This is a genomic window from Pseudoalteromonas sp. 2CM39R (assembly GCF_023161845.1).
The window spans coordinates 48,198-74,220 of sequence record NZ_JALNTM010000024.1 but is presented as its reverse complement, the minus strand read 5'-3'; the positions used below and the strand labels follow the sequence as shown (position 1 = coordinate 74,220).

The 26,023-nt window shown below is 42.4% G+C and carries 19 protein-coding genes; 5 read left to right on the top strand and 14 right to left on the bottom strand.

From position 1 onward, the window contains the following. Positions 1-73: 73 nt before the first annotated feature. The 9 genes from tldD to MTF66_RS32650 all read right to left on the bottom strand — a co-directional run bounded on the left by tldD (position 74) and on the right by MTF66_RS32650 (position 12,747). On the bottom strand, positions 74-1,513 hold the full coding sequence (gene tldD / locus MTF66_RS32690) for a metalloprotease TldD (RefSeq protein WP_248529765.1): 1,440 nt from the start codon (positions 1,511-1,513) through the stop codon (positions 74-76). Next, positions 1,510-2,340 (bottom strand): carbon-nitrogen hydrolase family protein, encoded by an 831-nt coding sequence (locus tag MTF66_RS32685; RefSeq protein WP_248529764.1) that lies wholly within the window; start codon positions 2,338-2,340, stop codon positions 1,510-1,512. Before MTF66_RS32685 ends, tldD begins: the two co-directional genes overlap by 4 nt. Beyond that, complete coding sequence (locus MTF66_RS32680) at positions 2,330-6,187, bottom strand: YhdP family protein (RefSeq protein WP_248529763.1); 3,858 nt, start codon at positions 6,185-6,187, stop codon at positions 2,330-2,332. The genes MTF66_RS32685 and MTF66_RS32680 overlap by 11 nt, the downstream gene beginning before the upstream one ends. Next, positions 6,187-7,659: a ribonuclease G gene (rng, locus tag MTF66_RS32675; protein WP_054563357.1), complete on the bottom strand. Its 1,473-nt coding sequence runs from the start codon at positions 7,657-7,659 to the stop codon at positions 6,187-6,189. Before rng ends, MTF66_RS32680 begins: the two co-directional genes overlap by 1 nt. Position 7,660: 1 nt before the next feature. After that, positions 7,661-8,230 carry a nucleoside triphosphate pyrophosphatase gene (locus MTF66_RS32670; protein ID WP_248529761.1) on the bottom strand — a complete coding sequence of 190 codons (570 nt, stop codon included), beginning with the start codon at positions 8,228-8,230 and terminating at the stop codon, positions 7,661-7,663. Beyond that, on the bottom strand, positions 8,230-8,709 hold the full coding sequence (gene mreD, locus MTF66_RS32665; RefSeq protein WP_058583828.1) for a rod shape-determining protein MreD: 480 nt from the start codon (positions 8,707-8,709) through the stop codon (positions 8,230-8,232). Before mreD ends, MTF66_RS32670 begins: the two co-directional genes overlap by 1 nt. Next, positions 8,702-9,544 carry a rod shape-determining protein MreC gene (gene mreC, locus MTF66_RS32660; protein ID WP_054563354.1) on the bottom strand — a complete coding sequence of 281 codons (843 nt, stop codon included), beginning with the start codon at positions 9,542-9,544 and terminating at the stop codon, positions 8,702-8,704. Before mreC ends, mreD begins: the two co-directional genes overlap by 8 nt. Further along, the gene (locus MTF66_RS32655) at positions 9,544-10,587 is read right to left on the bottom strand and encodes a rod shape-determining protein (RefSeq protein WP_054552787.1); all 1,044 of its coding nucleotides are present in this window, start codon (positions 10,585-10,587) and stop codon (positions 9,544-9,546) included. Before MTF66_RS32655 ends, mreC begins: the two co-directional genes overlap by 1 nt. 132 nt (positions 10,588-10,719) lie before the next feature. Further along, the gene (locus MTF66_RS32650) at positions 10,720-12,747 is read right to left on the bottom strand and encodes a formylglycine-generating enzyme family protein (RefSeq protein ID WP_248529760.1); all 2,028 of its coding nucleotides are present in this window, start codon (positions 12,745-12,747) and stop codon (positions 10,720-10,722) included. Between the two features lie 238 nt (positions 12,748-12,985). Between MTF66_RS32650 and MTF66_RS32645 the strand changes: the two genes are divergently transcribed. Then, the gene (locus MTF66_RS32645; RefSeq protein WP_248529759.1) at positions 12,986-13,885 is read left to right on the top strand and encodes a 1-aminocyclopropane-1-carboxylate deaminase/D-cysteine desulfhydrase; all 900 of its coding nucleotides are present in this window, start codon (positions 12,986-12,988) and stop codon (positions 13,883-13,885) included. Here the strand turns inward: MTF66_RS32645 and MTF66_RS32640 are convergent. The 4 genes from MTF66_RS32640 to MTF66_RS32625 form a co-directional block, all read right to left on the bottom strand. Beyond that, positions 13,882-15,606 (bottom strand): EAL domain-containing protein, encoded by a 1,725-nt coding sequence (locus tag MTF66_RS32640; RefSeq protein WP_248529757.1) that lies wholly within the window; start codon positions 15,604-15,606, stop codon positions 13,882-13,884. The genes MTF66_RS32645 and MTF66_RS32640 overlap by 4 nt on opposite strands. Before the next feature lie 217 nt (positions 15,607-15,823). Then, the gene (locus tag MTF66_RS32635; protein ID WP_248529756.1) at positions 15,824-17,803 is read right to left on the bottom strand and encodes a methyl-accepting chemotaxis protein; all 1,980 of its coding nucleotides are present in this window, start codon (positions 17,801-17,803) and stop codon (positions 15,824-15,826) included. Positions 17,804-18,139: 336 nt separating this feature from the next. Continuing rightward, the gene (ssb, locus tag MTF66_RS32630) at positions 18,140-18,829 is read right to left on the bottom strand and encodes a single-stranded DNA-binding protein (protein ID WP_248529755.1); all 690 of its coding nucleotides are present in this window, start codon (positions 18,827-18,829) and stop codon (positions 18,140-18,142) included. Between the two features lie 20 nt (positions 18,830-18,849). Beyond that, on the bottom strand, positions 18,850-20,217 hold the full coding sequence (locus MTF66_RS32625) for an MFS transporter (protein WP_248529753.1): 1,368 nt from the start codon (positions 20,215-20,217) through the stop codon (positions 18,850-18,852). Positions 20,218-20,379: 162 nt separating this feature from the next. Here MTF66_RS32625 and uvrA point away from each other — a divergent pair, with 162 nt between their 5' ends. Beyond that, positions 20,380-23,199: an excinuclease ABC subunit UvrA gene (gene uvrA, locus MTF66_RS32620; protein WP_248529751.1), complete on the top strand. Its 2,820-nt coding sequence runs from the start codon at positions 20,380-20,382 to the stop codon at positions 23,197-23,199. A 12-nt stretch (positions 23,200-23,211) separates the two neighbouring features. After that, positions 23,212-24,267 carry a hypothetical protein gene (locus MTF66_RS32615; protein ID WP_248529749.1) on the top strand — a complete coding sequence of 352 codons (1,056 nt, stop codon included), beginning with the start codon at positions 23,212-23,214 and terminating at the stop codon, positions 24,265-24,267. 14 nt (positions 24,268-24,281) lie between these two features. On the opposite strand, the gene MTF66_RS32610 is transcribed toward MTF66_RS32615, so the two are convergent. Continuing rightward, a complete protein-coding gene (locus MTF66_RS32610; RefSeq protein ID WP_248529748.1) occupies positions 24,282-24,527 on the bottom strand; it encodes a hypothetical protein in 246 nt (81 codons plus the stop codon). Between the two features lie 277 nt (positions 24,528-24,804). Here MTF66_RS32610 and MTF66_RS32605 point away from each other — a divergent pair, with 277 nt between their 5' ends. Together MTF66_RS32605 and MTF66_RS32600 are read left to right on the top strand one after the other, a co-directional pair. After that, positions 24,805-24,999 carry a hypothetical protein gene (locus tag MTF66_RS32605; protein WP_058583842.1) on the top strand — a complete coding sequence of 65 codons (195 nt, stop codon included), beginning with the start codon at positions 24,805-24,807 and terminating at the stop codon, positions 24,997-24,999. A gap of 54 nt (positions 25,000-25,053) precedes the next feature. Next, complete coding sequence (locus MTF66_RS32600; RefSeq protein ID WP_248529746.1) at positions 25,054-25,944, top strand: TraB/GumN family protein; 891 nt, start codon at positions 25,054-25,056, stop codon at positions 25,942-25,944. Positions 25,945-26,023: the final 79 nt, after the last annotated feature.

Sequence of the window (26,023 nt, the reverse complement as noted above, 5' to 3'; positions counted from 1 at the left end):
GTAAGGAGTAGGCAAACTGAAATGAGGCAGGTTAAGAGTTTAACCTGCCATAAGGTAGAACGAGCAAGTGGTTTTAAGCCGTACCACCCACAGTTAGGTTATCAATTTTAAGGCTTGGTTGGCCCACTCCAACAGGTACGCTTTGGCCATCTTTACCACACACACCAACGCCTTTATCAAGCGCTAAGTCGTTACCTACCATCGAAATTTGTTGCATCACTTCAGGGCCATTGCCAATCAGTGTTGCGCCTTTGATAGGTTGTGTAATTTTACCGTTTTCAATTAAGTAGGCTTCAGAAGCACTAAATACAAACTTACCTGACGTAATATCCACTTGGCCGCCACCGAAGTTAGGGGCAAAGATACCTTTTTTCACCGAGCTGATAATATCGGCTTGGCTGTGCTCGCCACCTAACATATAGGTGTTGGTCATACGCGGCATAGGTAAGTGAGCATACGATTCGCGGCGCGCATTACCAGTAGGGTTTACACCCATCAAACGGGCATTTAGCTTATCTTGCATGTAGCCTTTTAGAATACCGTTTTCAATAAGCACGTTATACGCAGCTGGTGTCCCTTCATCATCCACGTTCAATGAACCACGGCGATCAGCAATGGTGCCGTCATCCACGACTGTACACAGCTCAGATGCCACCTTTTGACCTACTTTACCGCTAAACGCTGATGCGCCCTTACGGTTAAAGTCACCTTCTAGGCCATGACCTACCGCTTCGTGTAGTAACACGCCTGGCCAACCTGCGCCTAGCACAACTTCCATGCTACCCGCAGGTGCATCGATTGCTTCTAGGTTTACTTTTGCTTGGCGAACAGCTTCTTCAGCGTATTCCATCCAACGCGGTTTGCCATCGACTAATTCTTTAAAATAGCCATAATCTAAACGCGCACCGCCCCCTGCACCACCGCGTTCACGGCGACCGTTCTTCTCAAGTAAGACAGAACAGTTTAAGCGAATAAGCGGGCGAATATCGGTGGCAAAGGTGCCATCACTTGCAGCAATTAATACTTCTTCATAAACCGCCGACATTGAACTGATCACTTGTTCAGCATCCGGCGCTAATTGACGAATATAGTTTTCAAGTTCGCGTAGCAGGCTTACCTTGTCATCGTTGCTCATGCTTTGAATAGGTTGATACGGCGCATACTGCTCTTTAGCAGCAACATCACTAAACACCTGAATCGTTTTGTTTTCGCCTGCATTAGCAATGCTGCGCGCTGCCGTTGCTGCTTTGTTTAACGCTTCAAGGTTAATCGCATCTGAGTATGAAAAACCGGTTTTTTCACCGCTAACAGCACGCACACCCACACCACGTTCAACGTTGTATGAGCCTTCTTTTACTAAGCCATCTTCAAGCACCCAAGATTCGTGGTGGCTTGATTGAAAATACAGGTCGGCATAGTCAACTTGGTGCTGATGAATAAAAGCGAGCGTTTTTTCTAATTCTTCTCTCGTTAGTTGGCTGTCATGTAATAAATGCTGTTCAACCGTGTTCATAATAAATGCTCTCTAAATCGTTGCTGAGACTGCACAGGCATGTCTTGGCGAATTGTATTCAAGCGGTTTAAATCAAGCTCATGGCTGATAAACCCGGTACCAGAGGCAAGCTCACTGAGCGTTTCTCCCCATGGTGAAATAATAATGCTGTGGCCATAAGTGTGGCGGCCATTCTCGTGCTCACCCCACTGGGCTGCGGCAATCACATAACATTGTGTTTCGATTGCACGCGCAGCTAATAAAATATGCCAATGAGCAGCACCGGTAACTGTGGTAAAGGCACTTGGCACTAAAATAAGCTCAGCCCCTTGGCGCTGCATGGCGGTGAATAAGCCACTAAAACGTAGATCATAACATACTGCTAAGCCAATTTTACCAAATGGCGAGTCGACCACCACAATATCGTTGCCTGCTTGCGTCGCATCAGACTCTCGGTAACTGCGCGTAGTATCGGCAACATCTACATCAAATAAGTGAATTTTATTGTACTGCGCAACCACATCGCCTTGGTTATTAAATAAAAACGAGGCAGCTAAATACTTACCATTTTGCTGTGAAACAGGCAGGGTTCCAGCAGCTAACCAAATATCATGTTGCTTACATAAATCAGCAAGCTTCGCTTTATATGACTCACTTTGCAGACCTAATTCATAACTTGCTTGGCTTTGCTTGCTAAAGATCAAAAAGCTTTCGGGTAAACACACTAGCAATGGCCGAGTTGCAGGTAACTGATTCAATGTCTGTGCTAAAAAAGCGAGGTTTTGCTCAGCATTCATGCTTGAGCACATTTGCACTGCAACAACGTGCGGATGAGGGTTAGCCTTCATTGTTATCTAAACTCGCTGAAGATGCGGCATCTTTTAATTTTAGTTGCGTCGACGACTGCGGCTGGCTTTGCGCGGCTTGCGGTAACGTCACTTCACGGCTCTTACGATCTACTTCTTCAACGACAGGATCGTTCATACTACCTGTTACTTTAAAGTTGATCTCTGAGATCACCCGCGCCGAGTGAATCACTTTATCGATTGCCAGCGCTGCAAGACCACTTACCGGGTTAACCATCCATGCCACAATCACTGGAATACTCGACGTCACCTGCGGTGCAACCGCTAGGTCGTAATCAATTTCAAAGGTGTTTAAGTTTGTATGGCCTTTAATCGTTAGATCGGCAGGCACACCATCAAGCTTGGTATCTTGAGTGTAAGCTATGCCCTTTTCTAGCTGCATGGTGCCTTGCATACTGTTATAGAAAAAGCCTTTCGAGAATACATCTCTAAAATCCAGTTTCAGCTTACGCACTAACGAATCTAAACTCAGTAAAGAGAATACTCGCGCACCACCATCACTTATTTCTGCAAGGTGCCCTTCGCCTAAACGCCAATCTAACTCACCTGCTAAACTTGGTACATCAAAGCTATAAGGTGCGCCTTGCCATGCAAGATCAAACTTAATATTGGCATCAGAGTCTTTTACTGTGGTGGTGATATCAAACTCATCAAATAACTCGCCAATGTCGTCACTTTGTAAGTTACCGCTAAAGCGTGTTTGCCCATCAGCAAATTGCCCTTTACCACGTAATACGTGGTCGCCTTTGTCGATGACCAGCTCAGTGAACAAGAGTTTATCGTTCTCTCCCACTAAGCTGCTTTTAATTTTATCAAGCTGATACTCAGCCACTTTACAATCTTCACAGTTAAACTCGATGGCTGGGACTCGGGTTAACCAGCTTAAATCTTCTGGTTCTGAGTCTTGCTCTGTTTGTTCTGTGGCTTCGTTAAAATTAATACGCAGGTAGTCAGTAAAAATTTGAATTGGTCTGCGTGACTCACCTGTTGGAATAAGCGCGTCGGCACGTAACTCTTTAGCATTTAGCTTTAACTCTAAGTCTGATTGTTTTGGCGCTAAGCGAAATTCAAAATCATTAAAGTCAATATTGTGTAGTGCCAGTTTGTTAAATTTACCCGTTACGTTATTGAACGCAGGCATCACACTTGGTGCATCTGACTTAACTTTGGTAAGCGCAATAATTTGATCAATTAAGCCAAACCAAGGCACTATTTCGGTTTTTGGTAAATCGATAGATACCGCAAAACCTTCACGATTAAGCCCTAAATCTTGCGCACCTAAAATTAAATGGGCATTACTAAATTTCTTTTCGCCGTTATCTAAGATCGCATTAAAGAATAACTGCTCATCAACATTAGCGGTGATCAAGTTAGAAATACGGTCGCCCTGCACCACTGCGGTCAATGGCCATTTCTGCTCTACGCTTTTGTTATAAGGTGCAGGCAGCTGGCTAGTCACACCGACTAAATTACCACTCACATCGGCGCGGTAATTAAAGTCATTTGGTAAAAAGTTAAGCGACACATTAATATCTACATCACTTTGACCGCTTAAGTAACCAGCCAGTAAACCATGAGCTTGTTCAATTAAAGGCTCAGCTTCAAGGCCCAGCTTTACCGCAATTTCGGCGCGATAGGTATCAGCCACATTTTCACTGTTGTAGTTGGCTGTAAGTGGCATGCCCATCCAATCTGCTTTGGCATTTTTTAAGTCGATTTTATCGTTATTAAACTTAACAATACCGGTCATATGGTTGAGCGTGATCCCAGGTTGTGCAAGGTAAACCGGAATATTAGCCAATTCAACTTCACCAATCGCATCAACATGACCCGAACGTAAATTTACTAACAGCTCAATATCGGCAGTCGCTTCGCCTTGCGGTTGCACAACTTCAAAAACACTCGCCAAAGGCTTGGCAAGCGGAGTTGCCGTGAAGAACGGGTTAAGCTTATCGCCATGAGCACGTTTATTAATGGCAACTTTTAGGATTTCTGCATTCATTAAATCAGCAATACTGACATGAACACTCTCCCCCAAAGCGAGGTTAACCAGCTTGCCCGACTTGCTGTAAATATCCATGCGCTCATTTTCAAAATGTAAAATGACGTTGGCATCTTCAACTTCTGGCCAGCTTGGTGAAAACTTATATTTAGCGTTTTCAACATTCGCTAACACTTCAAATTGACCTTGCTGCTCTTTAAACGGGAAACCTTTAAATGGCCCTGAAAACAGCACTTGAGCTTTATTAACTTCACCGCCCTTAATTGCGCCATTAAGGTAATTAACCAGCTTTTCGCTCATTACAGGTAACGGGAAATAATGCCCAGCGACATTGGCATCAGGGGCATAGGCTTCAGCATATAAATCTAACCGCGGTTCATCGGTCAGGCTGAGCATCATCTCAGCAGCCACAGTCACTTCGTCGTTATCAAGCCAGATATTATCGCTACTAATGCGCCAGCCATCATCGTAATGGTGAAGGTCGAGTTCTACATTTAATTGATTGTAAGCAATATCTTGGCTAAAGCTGCCGTTCGTTAGCAGTTGATTGTTCTCGCCATATAGCTGAATTCGCCCAGCTGATTGATTAATTAAGCCATCAACACGTATCGCCTGACCACCAGGAATGCCCTGCAGCGACAGCCAATTAATTTGTTCGCCCTGAAACCAAAGTTGCCAGTTATCTTGCCGACCCAACTCAAGATAGGCATCACTTAACTGACCATTGGGTTGACGGGCTAAAAATGGGGCAAGTACTTCAAAATTACTTAACTGCGATAACTTTGCCAGTAATGCAAAATCAAATTGCTTTAACCAAATTTGGCTTTTATCGCCAAGTTGAGCTTCAAACTGTAAGGTTGGCCATTGTTTAAAGTCACTTTCAAAGGTGAGTCCGGTGCTTTTTAAGCGCCAGCCATTTTGCTTAGGAAATAAATGAAAACCACCTTCGCTTAAACTGATTTGATGTGCTTCTTGGTTTTGTTGCCAATTGATAAAGCTCGGTAGCCACTGCACTTTTACATCACTGATCAGGCCTTTTTCAAGACTAAACCAGGTTTGTAAATTGATGTCTGAAGTAAGCTGCTGCTTGTCGGTATTAATATATTGCGCCAGCCACTTAGATACATTGACGTTCGCTGCTTGCACATAGATATCGCCAGCCATGGTTTCAAGAGTCGAACCATTCAGCGCCATTCGAGCATCAAAGCTACCAACAGAAATTCCCGGTAACGCTAATGTACCTGAGCCTTGATGTTGCTCTGGGGTATTTTGCCAGACAATGTTTTCAAGGATCAGCTTACGCTCTTTACCATCATTGAGGGTAAAATTAAGGCTACTGTCTTGCACCGCAAAGTGACCTGTTTCACCAAGGAATAAGCCTTCAATTAGTTCTTTTTGCTCAAAGTTACTGGTTTGCTGGTTATTCCCCAAATCAAGCATAGTGGGTAAATCAACATCAGCATGAAAACCATTGATCACAAAGTAGTTCGATTTAAGCTGACGGGTTTTTACCGACTCCCATAAATTAACTTCAAGGCTCGCTTTATCAATGGTGAGTGCAATTGGTGAGGTCTGATTATCTTCAAAAGAAATATCTTCGATGACTAAGGCTGGACCTTGGCCATGCCAACTGGCTGAGATTGAGCCAATTGCTAAATTTACATCAAAGCGTTCATACAAAAACGCTTCAATGTCATCTTTATAGTCATTTGCGTATGGCAGTGAATACTTTACCACAGAGACAATTACGGCCAGCAGTACGAGAGTAATAGCAAATACTTGCCATAACTTACGTAAACAATAAAAGCAGACCGTTTTTGCCTTCATTACATCATTACCACATCAAATTGTTCTTGGTTATATAAACTCTCTGTTTGAATACTGACTTGCTTACCGATAAATAGTTCCAGCTCAGCAAGGTTATGATACTCATCGTTGATCAATGCTTCGCTTACCGAAGGAGCTGCGTAAACCATAAACTTATCAGCTGCATAAGCACGGTTTACCCTTACGATTTCACGCAAGATTTCGTAGCAAACTGTTTCTACTGTTTTTTGCGAGCCGCGCCCTGAACACGCAGGACACACATCACAAAGAATGTGCTCTAAGCTTTCGCGGGTACGTTTGCGGGTCATCTCTACTAAGCCTAGTGCAGATAAGCCATTTATGTTGGCTTTTGCACGATCTTTTGCAAGTGCAGACTCAAGTGAATGCAATACTCGACGTTTGTGCTCATCACTGACCATATCGATAAAGTCGATGATAATAATGCCGCCTAAATTACGTAAACGTAGCTGACGAGCAATTGCTGAGGTTGCTTCGATATTAGTATTAAAAATGGTCTCTTCGAGGTTACGATGGCCAACAAACGCACCGGTATTTACATCAACGGTTGTCATCGCTTCAGTTTGGTCGATAATTAAATAACCACCCGATTTAAGCTCAACTTTACGATGTAGCGCTTTTTGGATCTCGGTTTCAACATCGAATAAATCGAAAATAGGTCGCTCACCCGGGTAGTATTCTAATGCTCCCGATAACAGCGGCACAAATTCTTCAGTAAACTCTTTAAGCTCTTGATAGGTTAGTTTTGAGTCAACACGAATACGCTCCATGTCTTCACCTACGTAGTCACGTAGAGTTCGAAACGCCAGTGTTAAGTCTTCATGCAAGATGCTTTCTTTGCTGGTTTTTTTGCGCTTAGTGACGATTTTTTGCCACAGTTTTTTCAAGAATTCCGCATCGTGACGTAGTTCAGCTTCCGACGCCCCTTCTGCTGCAGTACGAACAATAAAGCTGCCGTCATCATCACCATATTCGGCAACAATTTTCTTTAAACGCGAACGTTCTTCTTCGGTTTCAATGCGCTGGCTTACACCTACATGTGTTGCATCTGGCATAAACACTAAATAACGAGAAGGAATAGTGATATCGGTTGTTAAGCGCGCGCCCTTGGTTCCTAGCGGGTCTTTAACCACTTGCACCATGATATGTTGGCCTTGGCGCACAAGCTCACGAATATCTTGTACTTTTTTGATTGGCTGCTCATCAACACCTTCTACAATCGAGGCACTGTTTACAATGTCTGATGCATGTAAAAAGGCGGCTTTCTCTAAGCCAATATCGACAAACGCAGCCTGCATACCCGGTAGTACGCGACTGATTTTACCTAGGTAAATATTGCCCACAATCCCAAGGTTGCCAATACGCTCTAGTTGGATTTCTTGCAGTACGCCATTTTCGATAAGCGCAACGCGACTTTCGCTCGGTGTAACGTTGATCAGTAATTCGGTGCTCATGTTACCCTCTTAAAAATTCGTTTAATAACTGCTCTGTCTCATATAAAGGTAAGCCGACAACCGCAAAATAGCTACCCGAAAGGTGACTAACAAAGCGACCACCTAAGCCTTGAATGCCATAACCACCAGCTTTATCTTGCGGCTCTCCACTATGCCAATAAGCATCAATTTCAGCATCGCTGAGTGGTTTAAATGTAACATCGGTGACAACAAGGCAGCTTTTTACTTGCTCACTATTAGCAATTGCCACAGCCGTCATCACTTGATGAGTACGGCCAGATAAGCGCTTCATGGTAGCGGTAAAATCAGCTTGGTCTAGCGGCTTACCAAGTGCGGTATCATCAATGACAACCACGGTATCGCTGCCAAGCACTGGGCGGTCAGTGTAACCCATTGCAACGCCCGATTCTGCCTTGAGTCTGGCGAGACGCTCTACATAATCACGCGGGGCTTCGTTTGGGAATTGGCTTTCATCTGCATCAACGCTAAATTGAGAGAACTCAACGCCAAGTTGGCTGAGCAACTCTTTTCGGCGCGGTGATGCAGACGCCAAATAAATTGCGGTTTGCATTATCTAATCCTGAAATGACGGCGATATTTACGCAAAATTAAGAATATCCACCACCAACAAAGCATGCCAGTTAGTACTGGCCACATATAATGCGGGCTAAAATAAACACCCATTAAAAAGTGGTTAAGCCAAAACTGCATGAGGTGGTAAAGCGTTAAAAACAAAGCAATTAAAATGCTTTGCTGCCATAAAGAAAAGTTTCTAATTTTTTGGAAGTTACTCGCAGTGATAAATATACACACCGAGTAAGTCAGTGAGTTCACACCGAGTGGCGAGCCTGATGCAAGGTCCATTAATAAACCAACGACCCAAGCTGTGCCAATATTTAAACGGTGAGGCACCGCTAACGACCAATACATTAATACCATTAACACCCAGTCTGGGCGGTATGGTTCAAACGAAATCGGTAACGGCATTAACGCCATTACCAATGCAAAGAAGATACTGATAGCAATCAGCAAAAAGTGACGACTATTCATTGCTGATGCTCTCCTGCTGATTACGCCACAGCACAACCAATAAGCGAATACGGTCAAGTTGCGCAATTGGCTCAGCATAAACCTGCGCAAAAGGACGTCCTTCATCACGGTTAATTTCGGTCACCACTGCAACCGGATATCCCTCTGGGAAGGTGCCACCAAGGCCTGACGTAACCAAGATATCGCCAATGCGAACATCAAGGCTATGCGGTACATGCGAAAGTTTTACCACGTTAATTTTACCAATGCCCTCAACCACGGTACGTACATCGTTACGTAAAATACGCACAGGTGTTGCGTGGGTTGTATCGGTCATCAGCAGTACGCGCGAGGTAGTTGAACCCACTTGAGTGATTTGCCCTACTACCCCCATTTCGTCAATCACAGCTTGGCCTTCGCTTAGGCCATCCGTTGTACCACGGTTAATAACCACTTGGTGGCTATACGGGTTTGAATGAACAGAGAGGACTTGTGCAATAATCTTACGGTTTGATTGTTTAGCCGATGAACCTAACAAGGCGCGTAACTTATCGTTTTCACGAGATAAAAATGACAGTTGTTGTAGTTGTTCGCTTTGTAGTAACTGCTTCTTTTTTAACGCTTCGTTTTCGGTTAAAAGCTGTTCGCGGGTATGGAGGTTCTTCGCGCCAATACTAAATAGCTCATAGGGCAAGTTGGCAAGATAAATAAGTGGGCTAACTAAAGTGTTTAGGCTGGTGCGGATTGTTGTACCACCTTGAGTGTAGCGATCGCCCACGATCAGCACGACACTCAAAAGCACTGCGACAAAAAGTCGCAGTTGCAAAGAGATGGTACGACCAAAAAGTAACTTCATTAGTCGTAACTAAATACGTCACCACCGTGCATATCAATCATTTCTAGTGCCTTACCGCCGCCACGTGCAACACAGGTTAATGGATCATCAGCAACCACAACTGGAATACCTGTTTCTTCCATTAATAAACGGTCTAGGTCTTTTAATAATGCACCACCACCGGTTAATACCATACCGTGAGCAGAGATATCAGACGCAAGCTCTGGTGGAGATTGCTCTAATGCAACCATTACCGCGCTCACAATACCCATTAATGGCTCTTGCAGTGCTTCTAAGATTTCGTGTGAGTTAAGGGTGAATGAACGCGGTACACCTTCAGCAAGGTTACGACCACGTACTTCAATTTCAATTGGCTCGTCTGTTTTGAAAGCTGAACCGATTTGGTGCTTGATGTTTTCAGCTGTCGCTTCACCAATTAAGCTACCAAAGTTACGGCGTACATAGTTGATGATAGCTTCATCAAATTTGTCACCACCAATGCGTACAGATGAAGAGTAAACCACACCATTTAATGAAATAATGGCAACTTCAGTTGTACCACCACCGATATCAACAACCATTGAACCGGTTGCTTCAGACACTGGTAAGCCAGCACCGATAGCCGCAGCCATTGGCTCTTCGATTAGATATACTTCACGAGCACCGGCACCCATAGCAGACTCACGAATAGCACGTTTTTCTACTTGCGTTGCACCACAAGGCACACAAATAAGTACACGCGGGCTTGGGCGCATAAAGTTGTTGTTATGCACTTGCTTAATGAAGTGCTGCAGCATTTTTTCGGTCACATAGAAATCAGCAATAACGCCGTCTTTCATTGGACGAATTGCTTTAATGTTACCCGGAGTACGGCCTAACATTTGCTTAGCTTCAGTACCTACAGATGCAACACTCTTAGGGCCACCAGCACGCTCTTGACGAATAGCAACAACTGAAGGCTCGTTTAATACGATACCTTCTTCTTTTACATAAATTAGGGTATTGGCTGTACCCAAGTCGATCGATAGATCGTTTGAAAAAATACCACGGAGTTTTTTAAACATGAGGCTGGATGACCTTTGAAAATTCGTTCTTATACTAGCTGCTCTCACTCTATCATGCTAATCATGATAAAGCGCAACTGCTTTAATTAAAATGCTAAAAAAGGAAGCATCCATTGCTTCCTTTTTAAATTCTTATCGTTCGCGTACTAAACGGAAACCGATATAGTTTGCACGAAAATCTGGCGCTAAGATTAAGCGCGTTGATACGCGTGCTAGGCTAGGAGCAAAATTCCATGCACCGCCTCGAACAGCCACATCAGACTGCCCTGACTTTTTGTTTGTCCATTCCCACACATTACCTACTGTATCGTATAGGCCAAATGCGTTAGGAGAAAACGACCCTGTAGGTGCCGCGCTCTTGTTTGACCATTCGCTACCACACCAGCCACAGTTCGCTAAATTTTTACCAATTTCGTTACCCCAAGGGTATTCAGTTTCTTTACCTGCACGTGCAGCGTATTCCCACTCAACCTCGCTTGGTAAACGAAATAGCTGACCTGTTTGACCCGACAACCAATCGGCATACGCTTTGGCATCGTTATAAGTTAAACACACCGCCGGAAAATCACTTTCTTGATCAAAGCCTGGGTTGCGCCAGTTTAAGGCCGCTTCCCATACTGGTTCGCCATTTAAGTAATACGCACAGCCGCGATCTTTTTCTGCTTCTGTTTTATAACCGGTATTCGCAACGAATTGCTCATACTCACCAACGCTTACTTCTTTGCTTTGCATTGCAAATGAGTTAGCAATGGTTTTTTCTACCACTGGGCGCTCATTCGCTAAACCATTGCCGTTAATGTCACCCATCTTAAATTTACCAGCGGGAATAACTACAATGCTGGCAGAACTGGTTTTATTAACAATACTTGCAACAGGTGCTGTTACAGGTTGCTCTGGTGCCGCAGTCACTTCAGCAACAACAGGCTCTGGCACTTTAACTAGGTTTGCATTAATGGTTTGTGCTTTACGCAGATCAATTCGCGCTTTATAGCTTTTGTAGCCACGTTTGCGAATTTCAATATTATGAAAACCTTTTGGTAATGATGTCGTTAACCTAGTTGCACCATAGCTAACACCATCAATAAACACTTCGTCGTCATAAACATTTGAACGCAGTGTTAATTCAACCATTTTAGATTTTTTTAGATCAGGTAATGGTTCAACCTTTATTGGCTTTTTTACAGAATAATCGCTTACTGGTTGCTCACTCATACGCGAAACCGATACCACCTGCCCATTATCCTGAGAGTCACTGAATGTTAACTGACTATCTGAATAGGTAGTGCCGTAGCTTGGCTGAAAGTTACCAGCCAGTGGCGTGCCATAGTCAGCACAAAAACGATTATCTAAATTAAGTAGGCTACATAAACGGCTGCTGTTTACATCACCGCGCATCGTCACACTTAAGTTTACGTTATAGTTACCTTGGCCACTGAACGCGCTGTTCACGACATGGCTACTTAAAATCTTAACTTGTGCACCAGCAAGGTTACGTTTTGGCTCAACCAAACGCTCTTCAGTTAAGTTTGCAAAAATCTGGTCTACAAAACGTTTAGTGGCTTTTTGTAAGCCCATTTGTTGACCACGTTGTTCACAGGCAGCAAGTGTTTCGGTGCGCTTACAGTTAATCGTGTGATTAACCTCTAATGTGCCTTCACGGGTGAATTCGTTACGTAAACGCTCAACACGTGCCGTTGCTAACTGCTCTTTTAAACTTTCTAAGGTGTTTAACTGGGTGTGCTTTGATACACGAATTTGCTCAATGTCTTTTCTATGTGAAGCAATTGCCGCCAATTGCATCGAAATATCATCTTTGTTTTGTTTATGATCAACCACAGCTTTTTGATAGCGCGACTGCGCATTGCTGATATCAAGGGTTGGGTCATCAATAAGTCGGCGGTACATCTCGTTCATTGCATCTAACGCTTGGTTTTTTTCTTTATCTAGCTCAGTTGAGCGGGCGCGCAATAATTCGAGTTGTTTTTGTAACTGACTTTCTTCTTTTAGGTGTTTTTCGAGGATTAAGGTCGAGTTATCGTATTCGGCTTGTTTTTTACTGATCTCTGATTCAATGCCAGTTACCGTAGCAGTATCTTGTGCAAATGCACTAGTTGCTAGCAAACTAACTGAAATTAACAGAGATAAAGGAGCAATTCGCATATATTCCATTCCCAAAAAGCGGCAATTATTTGGTCATTATTATTTTTTTATAATTAAACTCTTATGCTATGTACTTGCAAGGCAAAACACAAGCTTTGTTCAATTATTATCTGAGTTTACATCTATTACCTTAGTTGATGCTAGTAAATAACAAAATCATTTGAGTTTAATTGACTAATTTCTATCTGTAAGACGACTTTGCTACAATAAGACCTGTTTTTTTACGAAAATTAATGCCGTGAATAGTTCTTTTGAATCACCAGTACAAACAATTCATCACCCCTTATTAGCTGCACGTAAAATTCAGCTGAGCATCAAGCGAGATGATCTTATTCATCCGCAAATTAGTGGCAACAAATGGCGTAAGCTAAAGTTTAACTTAGATGTTATGCAGCAACAGGGGAAATCTGAACTACTCACTTTTGGTGGCGCATTTTCTAATCATATTCATGCCACGGCAACTGCGGGTAAGTTATTTGGCTTTAAAACCCACGGCATTATCCGCGGCCCAGAATTAGACGAAGCAAACCCAACTCTCAACTACGCAAAGCAATGTGGTATGAGCTTACACCCAGTAAATCGAATTACTTACCGGTTAAGGCACGACCAAACGTACTTAGCACAGCTACAAGAGCAGTTTCCGAATGCCTACATATTGCCAGAAGGCGGCACTAATACAGCCGCACTGTTAGGCTGTATAGAATTAGCGCAAAGCCTACCAAGCTCTGATGTGATTGTTTGCCCAACCGGTAGTGGCGGTACACTAGCAGGTTTAATCGAAGGTTCACCACAACACACAAAGCTGTTAGGTGTTGCAGTACTGAAGCAAGCGCACTACTTAATTGATGAGATAAAGCAACTAAGTAATAAAGCAAATCAGCAACAAAACTGGCAGCTACTTTGCGACTTTCATGATGGTGGTTACGGAAAGTTTAGCGATGACTTGTGGCAATTTTGCCAAACCTTTAGTGAGCAACACGCAATCCCGCTTGAGCCAATCTACAGCGGCAAAATGCTCTATGCCGTTTGGCAATTAATAGAGCAAGGTTACTTTAGTGAAGGAACGCATATCATTGCAGTGCACACTGGTGGGCTACAAGGTTTAGACGGCCTTAAATACCGGGGGCTAATTGACTAGCTGTAAGGTGTAATATCCGCCAGTTTTTGTAATGGCTCAGCAAAGTAAAAGCCTTGAGCCGCAATGATCCCTAGATTTTTTAAGGTCGCAAGTTCATTCTGTGTTTCTACTCCAACCGCATAAACAGGAAAGTTTAGCTCAGTACCCTTAGAAATTATTTGCTTTACAACTTTTTGCTGTTGGGTGTTGGTATCAATATTGTGTATCAGTTCAAATGCTAACTTAATACTGCATACATTTTTGATATCTCTATAAGTTGCTATATGTTCTGCGCTTCGCACGTTATCAATAACAATACCAGCTGACAGTTTCTCTAAACATTCAAACTGTTCACTGAGCTTTTTATGCTGTTTTAGATAATCATCTTCGCTTAGTTCAAATTGCAATTTGTCTGCGCTATTAAACCCTTCCATTTGCTGTTTAAACCACAGCCAAAACTCGTCATTAAACCAGTTCATTGCGTGTAAGTTTATACTCACCGTTAATGAGCCCGTTTCGTTCAGCAGCATTTTCTTCACTTGAGAAATCACAGTTTGGTCCAATAACAAGACATCTTTTTTACTGCTCATGTGAGGAATAAAATGCCGAGCCGCTAGCAAGCCTAAACTCTTGTGGCGAATACGGATCAACGCCTCATGCTGTAAAATATCGCCTGTTTGTAAGTCGAACAAAGGCTGAAAAAACAACATAAAATGTTTTTTCTTTATGTACTCAAATAGGTGTTCTTTACTATCAGCGAGCATGCTTGACTGGGTATGGCCAAAGGGTAAGCGATGAATGTGCTGCCAAGCACTTTGTTTCGCCAGCGCTAATGCTGACTTAGTAAGCTGATAAACCACTGCCTGATCAGCCCCTGTGCGGTAATTACACACACCAATTTTTATATCAGCACGAGACAAGTCACTACGATAATTTAAACAAGCTTGATATATAACCTGATGTAATCGTTTAGTGTATTTATCAACCTCGGTGGCAGGCACACTGTTTAAGGTCACAGCAATACCACCCGATGGCAATAATTTAACAGAGCGATTTACAAGTTCACCAAACCCTTTTGCTATGACTAACTTAAAGTAATTATCAACGTCGAGGTTAGCAGGGAAAGGGTTTTTCCAAAAAAATAGCGCAAACAAATGGTTATAGTTTGTTGGTACACCATACAAAATATTTAAATCCTGATGACCTAAAGGTTTAGGTGATGCAGTTTTCTTGGCTGTAACCTGAGTGTTTAATTGTTCAAATGGTTTGCTCGGCGGTTTTTCTGCTATTGCTAATTGCTTGAACATTTTTTTCCACCAGCGGAAACCCCAATACCCAGTGCCAAGTAATATTAAATTTAGGAAAATAAATAAGTGACTTTCGACCAACCAAGAAGGCCAATGAAATAAACGCAAATTAACCGTTTTATAGCTAAACACTTCTTGCTCTAAGTCGATAAAGTTTGCAAAGTTATGCGGTACATCACTGGCGCTCATTGCGAAGCCCTGGCTCTTAACTAAGGTAGCAATAATATCTTGCGAGGCAATTGGGTCGAGGTTTAACTCATACACTTGTTTGGCAAGCTCAGTACCGGTGCGATGAACTTTGTCGTGCAACACATCACTTAAGAAAATATTAAAAACAACTAACAGCAAAAAAGCGGCCGCCACATAGATGGCCACCGGTTGCTTTATTTGTGAAGCTAAGTCTCGTTTCATTTCACAGGTTAGTTGCTTAAACATATACAAAGTGTTGTTCAAGAACCCTATAAATACAAGGCTGCGGGGCGATTTAAAGCAATATCAGAAATATCCTAGAACCAGCGCTGTCAAAAGTTTTGTAATTTTAAACACCTAGCAAAAACAGTTAATGAGAATTATTTTGTAACCGACAAACTGCTACTTAAAGAGTAGTAAGAAAGTTTGCGGTGCTAAAGCTTCCCCCAAATCAACGCAGTTGCTAATCAACTTTAAACACATTTAGGGCATCGGATGTTCTTTGCTGTGCATTTTCTAAATCTGTAATTAACTTCTCAAGTAACGCTAACTCGTTTTGAACATCATGCATGTTTGAAGTGATATTTTCGCTTGCTTTGCTCGCTTCTTCAGCAAGCTGACTTTGCGATTCAATTGCATCGGATACCGTATTTGTTTGGCTACTCACATCAGCAATATTAGCTGTTAAGGTATCTATATTCGATAACGCTTGTTCACTGTTATCACTAACCATTTGCGTTGAGTCAGAGGTATTTTCCATATATACCTGCAACTGCTGAACCTGCTGCTTTATATCATCAAGGACTGAAGATATTTCAGATGTAGAGTCTTGGCTACGTGTAGCTAAACCACGAACTTCGTCGGCTACAACAGCAAAGCCACGGCCTTGCTCCCCCGCCCGGGCAGCTTCTATTGCCGCATTGAGAGCTAGTAAATTAGTTTGCTCTGCTATGCTCGAAATCGTATCGAGAACAGATTGAATACTGTTTGTTTTAGCACTTAGGGCATCTGATTGTTCATGGGCTTGCTGGATTAACTCTGATAACGAGCTAATACTTGCTTTATTCCTACCAATAATTTGCTTAGTACTGGCGGATAGATCATTCGCTTTTATGGTGTTTTTAGAGCTCTCTTCTGCAGATACTGCTATTTGCTCAATTTGGCTATAAAGCCTAGAGAAATTATCATGCAATGTTGCGGTCGTTGAATTAATATTTTCAACACGCTCAGATAGCTCTTTAGCAAATGTGATTAATGACCGAACACTGGATTCGCTGGTGTAATTTGCTTGCTGAACTTGCCTAATTAAATCGGTTAGCGCATCGACGAGCTCATCAACGCTTCTGGAGATTGCACCAATTTCATCACTCGAATCATCGTTAATTCTCACCGCTAAATCATGGCTGGTAGCAATAGTGCTAATCACATCTCTAACCCTAGTTACTTTTCTCGCCAGCGACTTAATAACGAATAACCCAAACGCAAAGAACAAACCTATAAGAATAATGACAAAGGCACTTGTGGCATAAACCTTAGCATTTGCACTGCTGCGACTTTGCTCAATCAGCGACTCTAAAACTTGCTGCTTTTTTAGAATGTGCTTACGAACCTTGCCAATTAACTCAGTGGACTGAGCAAACCAATCTGATGGTGTTGGGTAGCTTAAAGATAGCTCTCCACTTTCTTGATTAAGCTTTTCAACAATGCTTTTTACATCTTGATAAGTTTGCGAGTTGGTCAATTCTGCTAGCCATTTTTTATCAGCTTCATCTGTAAGTGTTAAAGAAAGCAAAAACAAGGTCTCTTCAATATTGTGAAAGTAGCTACTGACTAAGACTTGATTACTCTCAGAAATCGATTTTGAAGATAAGACACCATTCACTTTACCTCGCACTTGTCCAAGCCTTTCCTTCAATAAAGACATTTCGACTATTGCAAGACCTGAAGCGATTGCCTCACTTTGTTTGACCTGTGAGACTCGTCTGTTGGCAACATCGAGCATAAACTTGTTTGAATCAGAATAAACCACAAACGCTTGCTTACCTTGCTTCTTGTCAACATTTTCTCTCAGCTCTGTGATTTTCTTATGTTTTGCTAACACCGCATTGAATAGTGTTGATGAAACCTTATGCTGTTGAGTGTAAAGGGCAAATTTATCAAATGCTTTGTCGACCACTACACGCTGCTGTGCAACACGTTCTTTATTTTGACTATAGCCAGAGCCAATTAGACCTGCCGTTAATCCTCGTTCAACAGCCGTTTCGTGAGCTATCTCATCAACCATTAAAGCTTCACGTATATATACGGCATCTTTCTCAACAGTGCTTTTTCTAACAAGCGACTCTTTGAGCACAGTATAAGACGCTGCAAACATCACAACCAAAGCAAAAGCGATAACCGCTGCAAGCGCCTGTTGAAAACTTATCTTCCTTAAAAGCTGCATAGTTAATAATAAAGTTGTGGAATTAAGGTTCTATAAACTTAGACTAGGTTTTGAATATAGCCAATTCGGCCTATCAAATTGCTTTTATACCAATCCGCTTAATTAAGTAGTCTATTTTGAGGCAATAAAACCTCGTTGATAACAAGGCAAAAAATTCGTTATTTAGTTGTTCTAAATGAGAAATTTTTAACGCAGTTAGCGACAGGTTTAATCCCTCAAAATGATTAAGTATTATTGCGGGTTGGTATTAGGTTAAGCATTAACTCTCACACATAAAAAAGCCGCTTAATAGCGGCTTTCAAGATTTCTTTTCAACATTTTTATTTTTGTCTTTGTCTAGAACGGAATATCGTCATCAAAGTCGATTGGTGGTTCCATTGGGTTTGATGCGCCGCCTTGTGGTGCATTTTGTGGTTTAGGAGCAAAACCGCCTTGTTGAGGTGCGCTGCTTTGCTGCTGACCATAACCGCCACCATATTGGTTATTGCTTTGTTGTTGTGGTGCAGATTGCTGTTGTGGACGCTGTTGTTGCTGTGCTGGCGCAGACTGTTGCTGTGGAGCATAGCTACTATTACTTTGTGATTGCTGCGCACCACCGCCGTAGCCGCCACCTTGTTGTTGACCACCTTGGTAACCGCTTTGTGATTGACCACCTTGATAGCCACCACCTTGCTGCTCACCACGACCGCCTAACATTTGCATTTGACCGCCCATGTCTACCACGATTTCTGTGGTGTATTTTTCTTGGCCTGATTGATCAGTCCATTTACGCGTTTGTAAACGACCTTCAATGTACACTTGTGAACCTTTACGAAGGTACTCACCAGCAACTTCTGCTAGTTTGCCAAACAACACGACACGGTGCCATTCAGTACGCTCTTGCATTTGCCCTGTGTTTTTATCTTTCCAGCTATCTGTCGTAGCAATGCTGATATTCGCTACGCCATTGCCATTAGGCATATAACGTACTTCTGGATCTTGGCCTAAATTACCAACCAAGATAACTTTGTTCACACCGCGTGCCATGGAACTTCTCCTATAAAACGTTAGATTAAACCAGCCACTTTGCGTGCTTGGTCTAGGTCAAATTCTTTATCATTAATCTTTAAATAGCTGCGATTTTCATCACAGACAACCGTTGCTTCAATTACGCCCGGTAAAGCAACAAGACGAGAAGCAAGCGCTTGTGCCTGCTGCTCTGAACTTAATTCAGTCATTAAGCTAATTATTTTACTTCTTGGTGGGACTTGCATATTCCAAGCAAGGATAAGCCATATTACCCCAACAAGTGCCGCCGCCGCAAACACTGCTTGCGCACTTAATGCTTGAGCAACGTAACCCCCTAATAAACCACCTAAAAAGGCACCAAAAAACTGCGTAGATGAAAATACTCCCATCGCAGAACCTTTCTGGTTTGCAGGGGCAATACGCGAAACAAGTGCAGGCATGGTTGCTTCTAAAAAGTTAAAAGCAATAAAGTAAACCAACATACAAATACCGATGCCAATCACCGAATCAACCCATGACGACATCGCGAGCATACTTAAAACAAGCAGCGCGATTGAGCCAATAAAGGCTTGTTTTTCTTTTTCTTTACGGATCGCCACAATCATCATTGGTGCCATCAAGAAAAACGCTAAAAACAGTACAGGTATATATAAATACCAATGGTGGTCTGCAACTAAGCCATCTTTTATAAGCTGGCCAGGTAAGGCTACAAATACGGTAGTTAATGTAAGATGAAGCAGCATCACGCCAAAATCAAGGCGTGCTAATTGTGGGTGTTTAATCAGTTGTTTAATATCATCAAGGGTAGCAAGTGTGTCACCTTTTGGCGCCTTATTGACAGCATTTGGCACCAAAAACAACACAATTAAAATACCTAAAATGGCCAGTCCTGCGGTAAGCCAAAATACCCCAGCAACTCCCCACGATGCAGCAACAATTGGCCCAAGTAGCATAGCAATGGCAAAGCTCATACCAATACACATACCAATCACGGCCATAACTTTCGGACGTTGTTCATCACGGCTTAAATCAGAAGCAAGCGCCAATAAGGCACTGGCAATCGCCCCCATGCCTTGTAGTGCACGCCCAAGCGTAACCATTTGCACAGACTCAGCGGTTGCAGCAATAACAGAGCCAAGAGCAAACACACAAAGGCCACCAATAATCACTTTTTTACGACCAATTTTATCAGACAACCAACCCATAGGGATTTGCAGCACGGCTTGTGTTAAACCATAAGCACCAATAGCAAAGCCAATCCAAAGCGGCGAAAACCCTTCCAATTGCTGACCATAAATCGCCAATACTGGCATCAGCATAAATAGGCCAAGCATACGGAATGCAAAGACGCTCGCCAACGAAACGGCAGCGCGTTTTTCTCGAGAGTTGAGTGAAGATGCTGTCATGAATTACTGATCTTGCTGTCTATTAAAATTTGAGCGTGGATTCTACCACAAGCGAAAACTAAATAATCACCTGTAAGTGATGATTTTTTCTTTGATCAAGGATTAATCTTATCGCGTATTATGAGATACTGAAAAAATAATTAGGTAATAAAACGAGATAGCATGGAAAACATTGAAGTCCGAGGCGCCCGTACGCACAATTTAAAAGACATCAGCCTAACCATTCCCCGTGATAAGCTGATAGTTATCACTGGCCTATCTGGTTCAGGGAAATCGTCTTTAGCGTTTGATACTTTGTATGCAGAAGGGCAACGTCGTTATGTTGAATCACTGTCAGCGTATGCAAGACAGTTCTTATCGCTAATGGAAAAACCCGATGTTGATCACATCGAAGGTTTATCGCCAGCTATCTCTATCGAACAGAAATCAACGTCACATAACCCGCGTTCAACGGTCGGTACTATTACCGAGATTTACGATTACCTTCGTTTATTATTTGCCCGTGTAGGTGAGCCACGCTGTCCTACTCACGACTTACCGCTAGCAGCACAAACTATCAGCCAAATGGTCGACACGGTTTTAGCTCTACCAGAAGGTAGTAAGCTAATGCTATTAGCACCTGTGGTAAAAGATCGTAAAGGTGAGCATGTTAAGCTGCTTGAGCAACTCGCAAGCCAAGGTTTTATTCGCGCCCGTATCGATGGCGAAGTATGTGACTTATCAGATCCACCGACCCTTGAGCTTCATAAAAAGCATACTATTGAGGTAGTGGTTGACCGCTTTAAAGTAAAAGATGGCCAGCAACAGCGCTTGGCTGAATCATTCGAAACAGCCCTTGAGCTATCAGGTGGTATTGCCCATGTAGCAGCAATGGACGATTCACTCAGCGAAGACATGCTGTTTTCTGCTAATTTTGCCTGCCCTACTTGTGGCTATGCCATGAGTGAACTTGAGCCGCGCTTATTCTCGTTCAATAACCCGGCGGGTGCGTGTCAAAGCTGTGATGGTTTAGGTGTGCGTCAGTATTTTGATCCAAACCGTGTTGTGCAAAATCCTGAGCTAAGCTTATCGGGTGGTGCAATTAAAGGCTGGGACAAACGCAGCTTTTATTATTTCCAAATGCTGCAAGCTGTCGCAGAGCATTATAAGTTTGACCTAGAAGTGCCTTTCCAAGAACTTAGTAAAGATGCGCAAAAGGTGATTCTTGAAGGTTCAGGTAAAACTAAAATTGCCTTTAATTACCGCAATGACCGTGGCGACTTAATTACGCGTAACCATGAGTTTGAAGGCGTTTTAAATAATATGAATCGCCGCTATCGCGAAACTGAGTCAAACTCAGTGCGCGAAGAGCTTGCTAAATACCAAACAAGCCAAGCGTGTCCGAGCTGCCATGGCTCGCGCCTACGTGAAGAAGCTCGCCACGTATTTATTGGCCAAACAAACCTACCAGCTATCACCACGATGAGTATTGGCGAAAGCATGGCATTTTTTGATAGCTTGAATCTAACCGGTCAACGCGCACAAATTGCCGAAAAAATTCTTAAAGAAATACGTGACCGTTTATCTTTCTTAATTAATGTTGGCCTTAATTATTTATCACTTGAGCGAAGTGCCGACACCCTGTCAGGTGGTGAAGCGCAGCGTATTCGTTTAGCAAGCCAGATTGGTGCAGGTCTTGTTGGTGTTATGTACGTATTGGATGAACCATCTATTGGTTTGCACCAACGCGATAACGACCGCCTACTAAAAACCCTTATTCACTTACGCGATTTAGGTAACACCGTCATTGTGGTTGAGCATGACGAAGATGCTATTCGCGCTGCAGACCATATTATCGATATCGGCCCAGGTGCCGGTGTTCATGGCGGCCATGTTATTGCACAAGGTACTCATGACGATATTCTAGCTAGCAAAGATTCAATCACGGGTCAGTACCTCTCTGGCGAAAAGAAAATCGAAGTACCAGAGGCTCGCCATCAAACTACTGACAAATGGCTTGAGTTATTTGGTGCCACAGGTAACAACTTAAAGAACGTTGATTTACGTATTCCATTTGGCTTAATGACCTGTATCACAGGTGTATCAGGCTCAGGTAAATCGACGCTTATCAATGACACTTTATTTAAGCTGGCTCATACAGAATTAAATGGCGCAACTACCGCAGAAGCGGCTCCGTATAAATCAATTCAAGGCCTAGATCATTTTGATAAAGTGATTGATATTGACCAAAGCCCGATTGGCCGTACTCCGCGTTCAAACCCTGCAACTTACACTGGCATTTTTACCGGTATTCGAGAGCTATTTGCGGGTACTCAAGAAGCCCGTTCACGTGGCTATAAGGTCGGTCGCTTTAGCTTTAACGTTAAAGGTGGTCGTTGTGAGGCTTGCCAAGGTGATGGCGTAATCAAGGTAGAAATGCACTTTTTACCTGATGTATATGTACCTTGTGATGTATGTAAAGGTCAGCGCTACAACCGTGAAACCCTCGAAGTACAATACAAAGGTAAAAACATTCACCAAGTACTCGAAATGACCGTAGAAGATGCCCGTGACTACTTTGATAAAATTCCGGCTATTGCACGTAAACTGCAAACCTTAATGGATGTAGGCTTGTCGTATATTCGCTTAGGTCAGGCTGCTACTACCCTCTCCGGTGGTGAAGCACAGCGTGTGAAACTAGCTCGTGAACTTTCAAAACGCGATACCGGTAAAACCTTATATATCCTTGATGAACCAACTACGGGTTTACACTTTGCTGATATTCAGCAATTATTAGTAGTACTTCACCGCTTACGCGATCACGGTAATACCATAGTTGTTATTGAGCATAACCTTGATGTGATCAAAACCGCAGACTGGATTGTCGATTTAGGCCCAGAAGGTGGCTCAGGCGGTGGTGAAATTTTAATTTCAGGTACACCTGAAGACGTTGCCGAGTGTGAGCGCTCGCACACAGGAAGGTACTTAAAACCACTACTATAAAAAGGATATTGCGTGCGTAGGTATTTAAAAATTGCAAAATGGCGCGCTAATAAACAGTTTCAACAACAGCAACGTAGCTGGCAGCCTCATAAAACGAGGCTGGTTGAACGATTACAAGCCATTTGGTTTAACTTAAGTACCGCACAAAAGCTCTATCTTTTAGCATTAAGCAGCCTGATTGTTCTGCAATCGGGCTGGTTAAGTGCCACCATCACCATTATTGCGCTTGTTATTGAGTTTTGGCCCAAGTTTAATCAACTTTGGCACTCGCTTGCCGGCAAAGCACTGATCTTAATCTTCTACGCCAGTATCGCTAATTTTGTGTTGGCCGGTGCAAGCGGCATTGTTAATGATGTAACCCATGTCTCAGCTAGTCATTTTAACTACACTCATAACTTTGCCACCCTGTTATATTTACCACCTTGGGCAATGGGAATAACACTAGGTACTTTACTGTTATTTCAACTTTTTTTACCCTTCTATATCTTTGTTTTATTACTGATAAAACCCTTTGGCTCTGAGCGAATTAAATTTATAAGCCAAAGCTACTCTCCTCTATTAACTGCCATCGTACGCTTTGTTTTAGCATCAGTGGTATTTATTAACCTGATTTCGTTTATCGACGATCAGCCTCCTGAAGAAGTACTCGACAATATGGTTAGCACCTTTTTGGATAGCAAAGTTATTGCCAAAGAATCTGGTGAAGAACAGCAAAAAGCAGTCGAACAACTCGGTGAGAAGCTCGAGCAACAACTTCCTAGTAGTGAAGAAAGCTCAGCCCCAAGCCAAGACGTCAATATAGAAGGTGACAGCGAAACCGCCGAAAACCTTCGTCAGTTTCTAGATACCAAAGGTTACTTTGAGCGTAGCAAACGTTTAATTGCGATGTTTGCTTACAGCTTTGAAGCCGATAGCTATTCACGCTGTTTAAAAGCAAAAAATAGTAAAGCCGTTGAGCTGAATGATTATGAAATAGTGCAAGTGACCCCAGATCACCATGCCGAATATGGCTATCGATTTGAAGTCATTGCGTGTGACTCGCCAGGTGTTACCCCAGTAGAAAAATAGCGTAGCAATCGATACTACTGAATTGGCTTACTGCGTTTTTCTCTTATGAAATGAAATACCGAAAGCCCAATAAAACCAAAGCAAACTAAGGCGATTACTAAATTAGGTATAAAAATAAGTAACATAGCAGCATCATAGCCGATCTTTGCGAATGCAGCACAAAGGCTACCAATAATCAGTTCGGTTAAAATTAGCTCCCATTCCAATGAGCTATTCGCAGCCACTGTTTTAGCCGCATAATGTTTTACTTTAAAGCCCATAACAAAACCTCCAAGTTCCTATTTGCTACATTCAAATTATCATCAATAGGCAAAAACACAAAAATAAAATGATTTAAAACCTTATTTCCTCTCATAAGGATTACACTTAAGGCATTGAAAATAAATAAATTAATATTTTAAAACCTTATATATAAATCGCTTAGAACTAGATAAGCGACTCTATCAACTTTCCTCGCTATTGTAGTTTCCATCAACGGGCTACCAACCAACTTTGCTTCGTTGATATAACCAATAAACCAATTAAGGGAATTACATTATGAGCAATTCAGTTTTAAAAATGATGTCGATACTAGCAGTAAGTGCAATCGTTATTACTGCACCTAATACCTTGCTTAATAGCGAAGAAGGTAATCAAAAACTAAACCAGCAATTAGAGACATCTATCGAAGCCTCTATTGAGCAAATGAACAATAAAATAGATCACCAAATTGAGCTTAAGCTCAACAAGTAATGCTCTGCTTGCCCAGAACATTGGGCAAGCTTTTTCAATTAACTGGCTAAAAGAATGAAACAACTAACTCAATTACTGCTCTCAACAATTGCTGCATCATGCTTGTTAACAACGAGTATTTGTACTGCAAAAAGTGCCGTTTGGCAGGTAAGTAAAGGTGATGAATTTATATACATTGCGGGGTCAATTCATGTTTTACCGCCCAAGGAACTACCGCTACCGGCCGAATTTAATCAAGCTTATAAACAAGCCGATACCCTAGTACTTGAAGCCGATATGCCAGCGCCAAGTAATAGCTCAGCACAACTTACTATGCTTAAAGCACTGAGTTACGAAACTGGTGAAACATTAAGTAGTAAGCTCTCTGCAACAGTAAAAAAACAATTAGAAGCACAGCTTACTCAATACGATATGCAACTTAGCGAACTCGACAGCTTTCGCCCTTTTATGGTGAGCTTGCTGATGATGTCGCTAGAGCTACAAAAACAACAGCTTTTCGGTGAAGGAGTTGATAGCTATTTCGCAAAGCGAGCCCAACAAGACAGCAAAGAATTAGCTTATCTTGAGACCTTGGCATTTCAATTACACCTTTTTAAGCAATTAGGCAGCCAAGACGAAGATGCCTTTATTCAGTCACAGTTAGCTCAAGTATCAAGTTACCAAGCGCTTTACAGTGCAATGCTTGATGCATGGCGCAACGGCGATATGCACGCAATGAATGAGCTAACTATCATGCCATTAAAACAACATGATCCCCTCACCTACCAAATACTCATTAAGCAACGTAATTTGAATTGGCTTAATCATATTGAGGATTACTTTACTGATCAGCAAAAAGAATTGGTACTTGTTGGCGCTGCTCATTTGGCCGGTGAAGATAGCCTATTAGCCTTGTTAGAAAGTAAAGGCTACGTGATTGCACAGTTGAGCGCTGATGAGGAGTAAAAAAATGGAAAAAACAGACAAAACCGCTGCCGCACTTATCTGCTTGTTTACTGTTTTAATTGTGCTGAGTTTTTAATAA

What these genes read in the sequence shown, in the direction of transcription:
- MTF66_RS32685 (WP_248529764.1), bottom strand. Translation starts at nt 2,340, where the DNA reads ATGAAGGCTAACCCTCATCCGCACGTTGTTGCAGTGCAAATGTGCTCA.
- mreC (WP_054563354.1), bottom strand. Translation starts at nt 9,544, where the DNA reads ATGAAGTTACTTTTTGGTCGTACCATCTCTTTGCAACTGCGACTTTTT.
- uvrA (WP_248529751.1), top strand. Translation starts at nt 20,380, where the DNA reads ATGGAAAACATTGAAGTCCGAGGCGCCCGTACGCACAATTTAAAAGAC.
- MTF66_RS32650 (WP_248529760.1), bottom strand. Translation starts at nt 12,747, where the DNA reads ATGCGAATTGCTCCTTTATCTCTGTTAATTTCAGTTAGTTTGCTAGCA.
- MTF66_RS32610 (WP_248529748.1), bottom strand. Translation starts at nt 24,527, where the DNA reads ATGGGCTTTAAAGTAAAACATTATGCGGCTAAAACAGTGGCTGCGAAT.
- MTF66_RS32655 (WP_054552787.1), bottom strand. Translation starts at nt 10,587, where the DNA reads ATGTTTAAAAAACTCCGTGGTATTTTTTCAAACGATCTATCGATCGAC.
- rng (WP_054563357.1), bottom strand. Translation starts at nt 7,659, where the DNA reads ATGAGCACCGAATTACTGATCAACGTTACACCGAGCGAAAGTCGCGTT.
- ssb (WP_248529755.1), bottom strand. Translation starts at nt 18,829, where the DNA reads ATGGCACGCGGTGTGAACAAAGTTATCTTGGTTGGTAATTTAGGCCAA.
- MTF66_RS32680 (WP_248529763.1), bottom strand. Translation starts at nt 6,187, where the DNA reads ATGAAGGCAAAAACGGTCTGCTTTTATTGTTTACGTAAGTTATGGCAA.
- MTF66_RS32600 (WP_248529746.1), top strand. Translation starts at nt 25,054, where the DNA reads ATGAAACAACTAACTCAATTACTGCTCTCAACAATTGCTGCATCATGC.
- MTF66_RS32670 (WP_248529761.1), bottom strand. Translation starts at nt 8,230, where the DNA reads ATGCAAACCGCAATTTATTTGGCGTCTGCATCACCGCGCCGAAAAGAG.
- MTF66_RS32625 (WP_248529753.1), bottom strand. Translation starts at nt 20,217, where the DNA reads ATGACAGCATCTTCACTCAACTCTCGAGAAAAACGCGCTGCCGTTTCG.
- tldD (WP_248529765.1), bottom strand. Translation starts at nt 1,513, where the DNA reads ATGAACACGGTTGAACAGCATTTATTACATGACAGCCAACTAACGAGA.
- MTF66_RS32635 (WP_248529756.1), bottom strand. Translation starts at nt 17,803, where the DNA reads ATGCAGCTTTTAAGGAAGATAAGTTTTCAACAGGCGCTTGCAGCGGTT.
- MTF66_RS32640 (WP_248529757.1), bottom strand. Translation starts at nt 15,606, where the DNA reads ATGTTTAAGCAACTAACCTGTGAAATGAAACGAGACTTAGCTTCACAA.
- mreD (WP_058583828.1), bottom strand. Translation starts at nt 8,709, where the DNA reads ATGAATAGTCGTCACTTTTTGCTGATTGCTATCAGTATCTTCTTTGCA.
- MTF66_RS32605 (WP_058583842.1), top strand. Translation starts at nt 24,805, where the DNA reads ATGAGCAATTCAGTTTTAAAAATGATGTCGATACTAGCAGTAAGTGCA.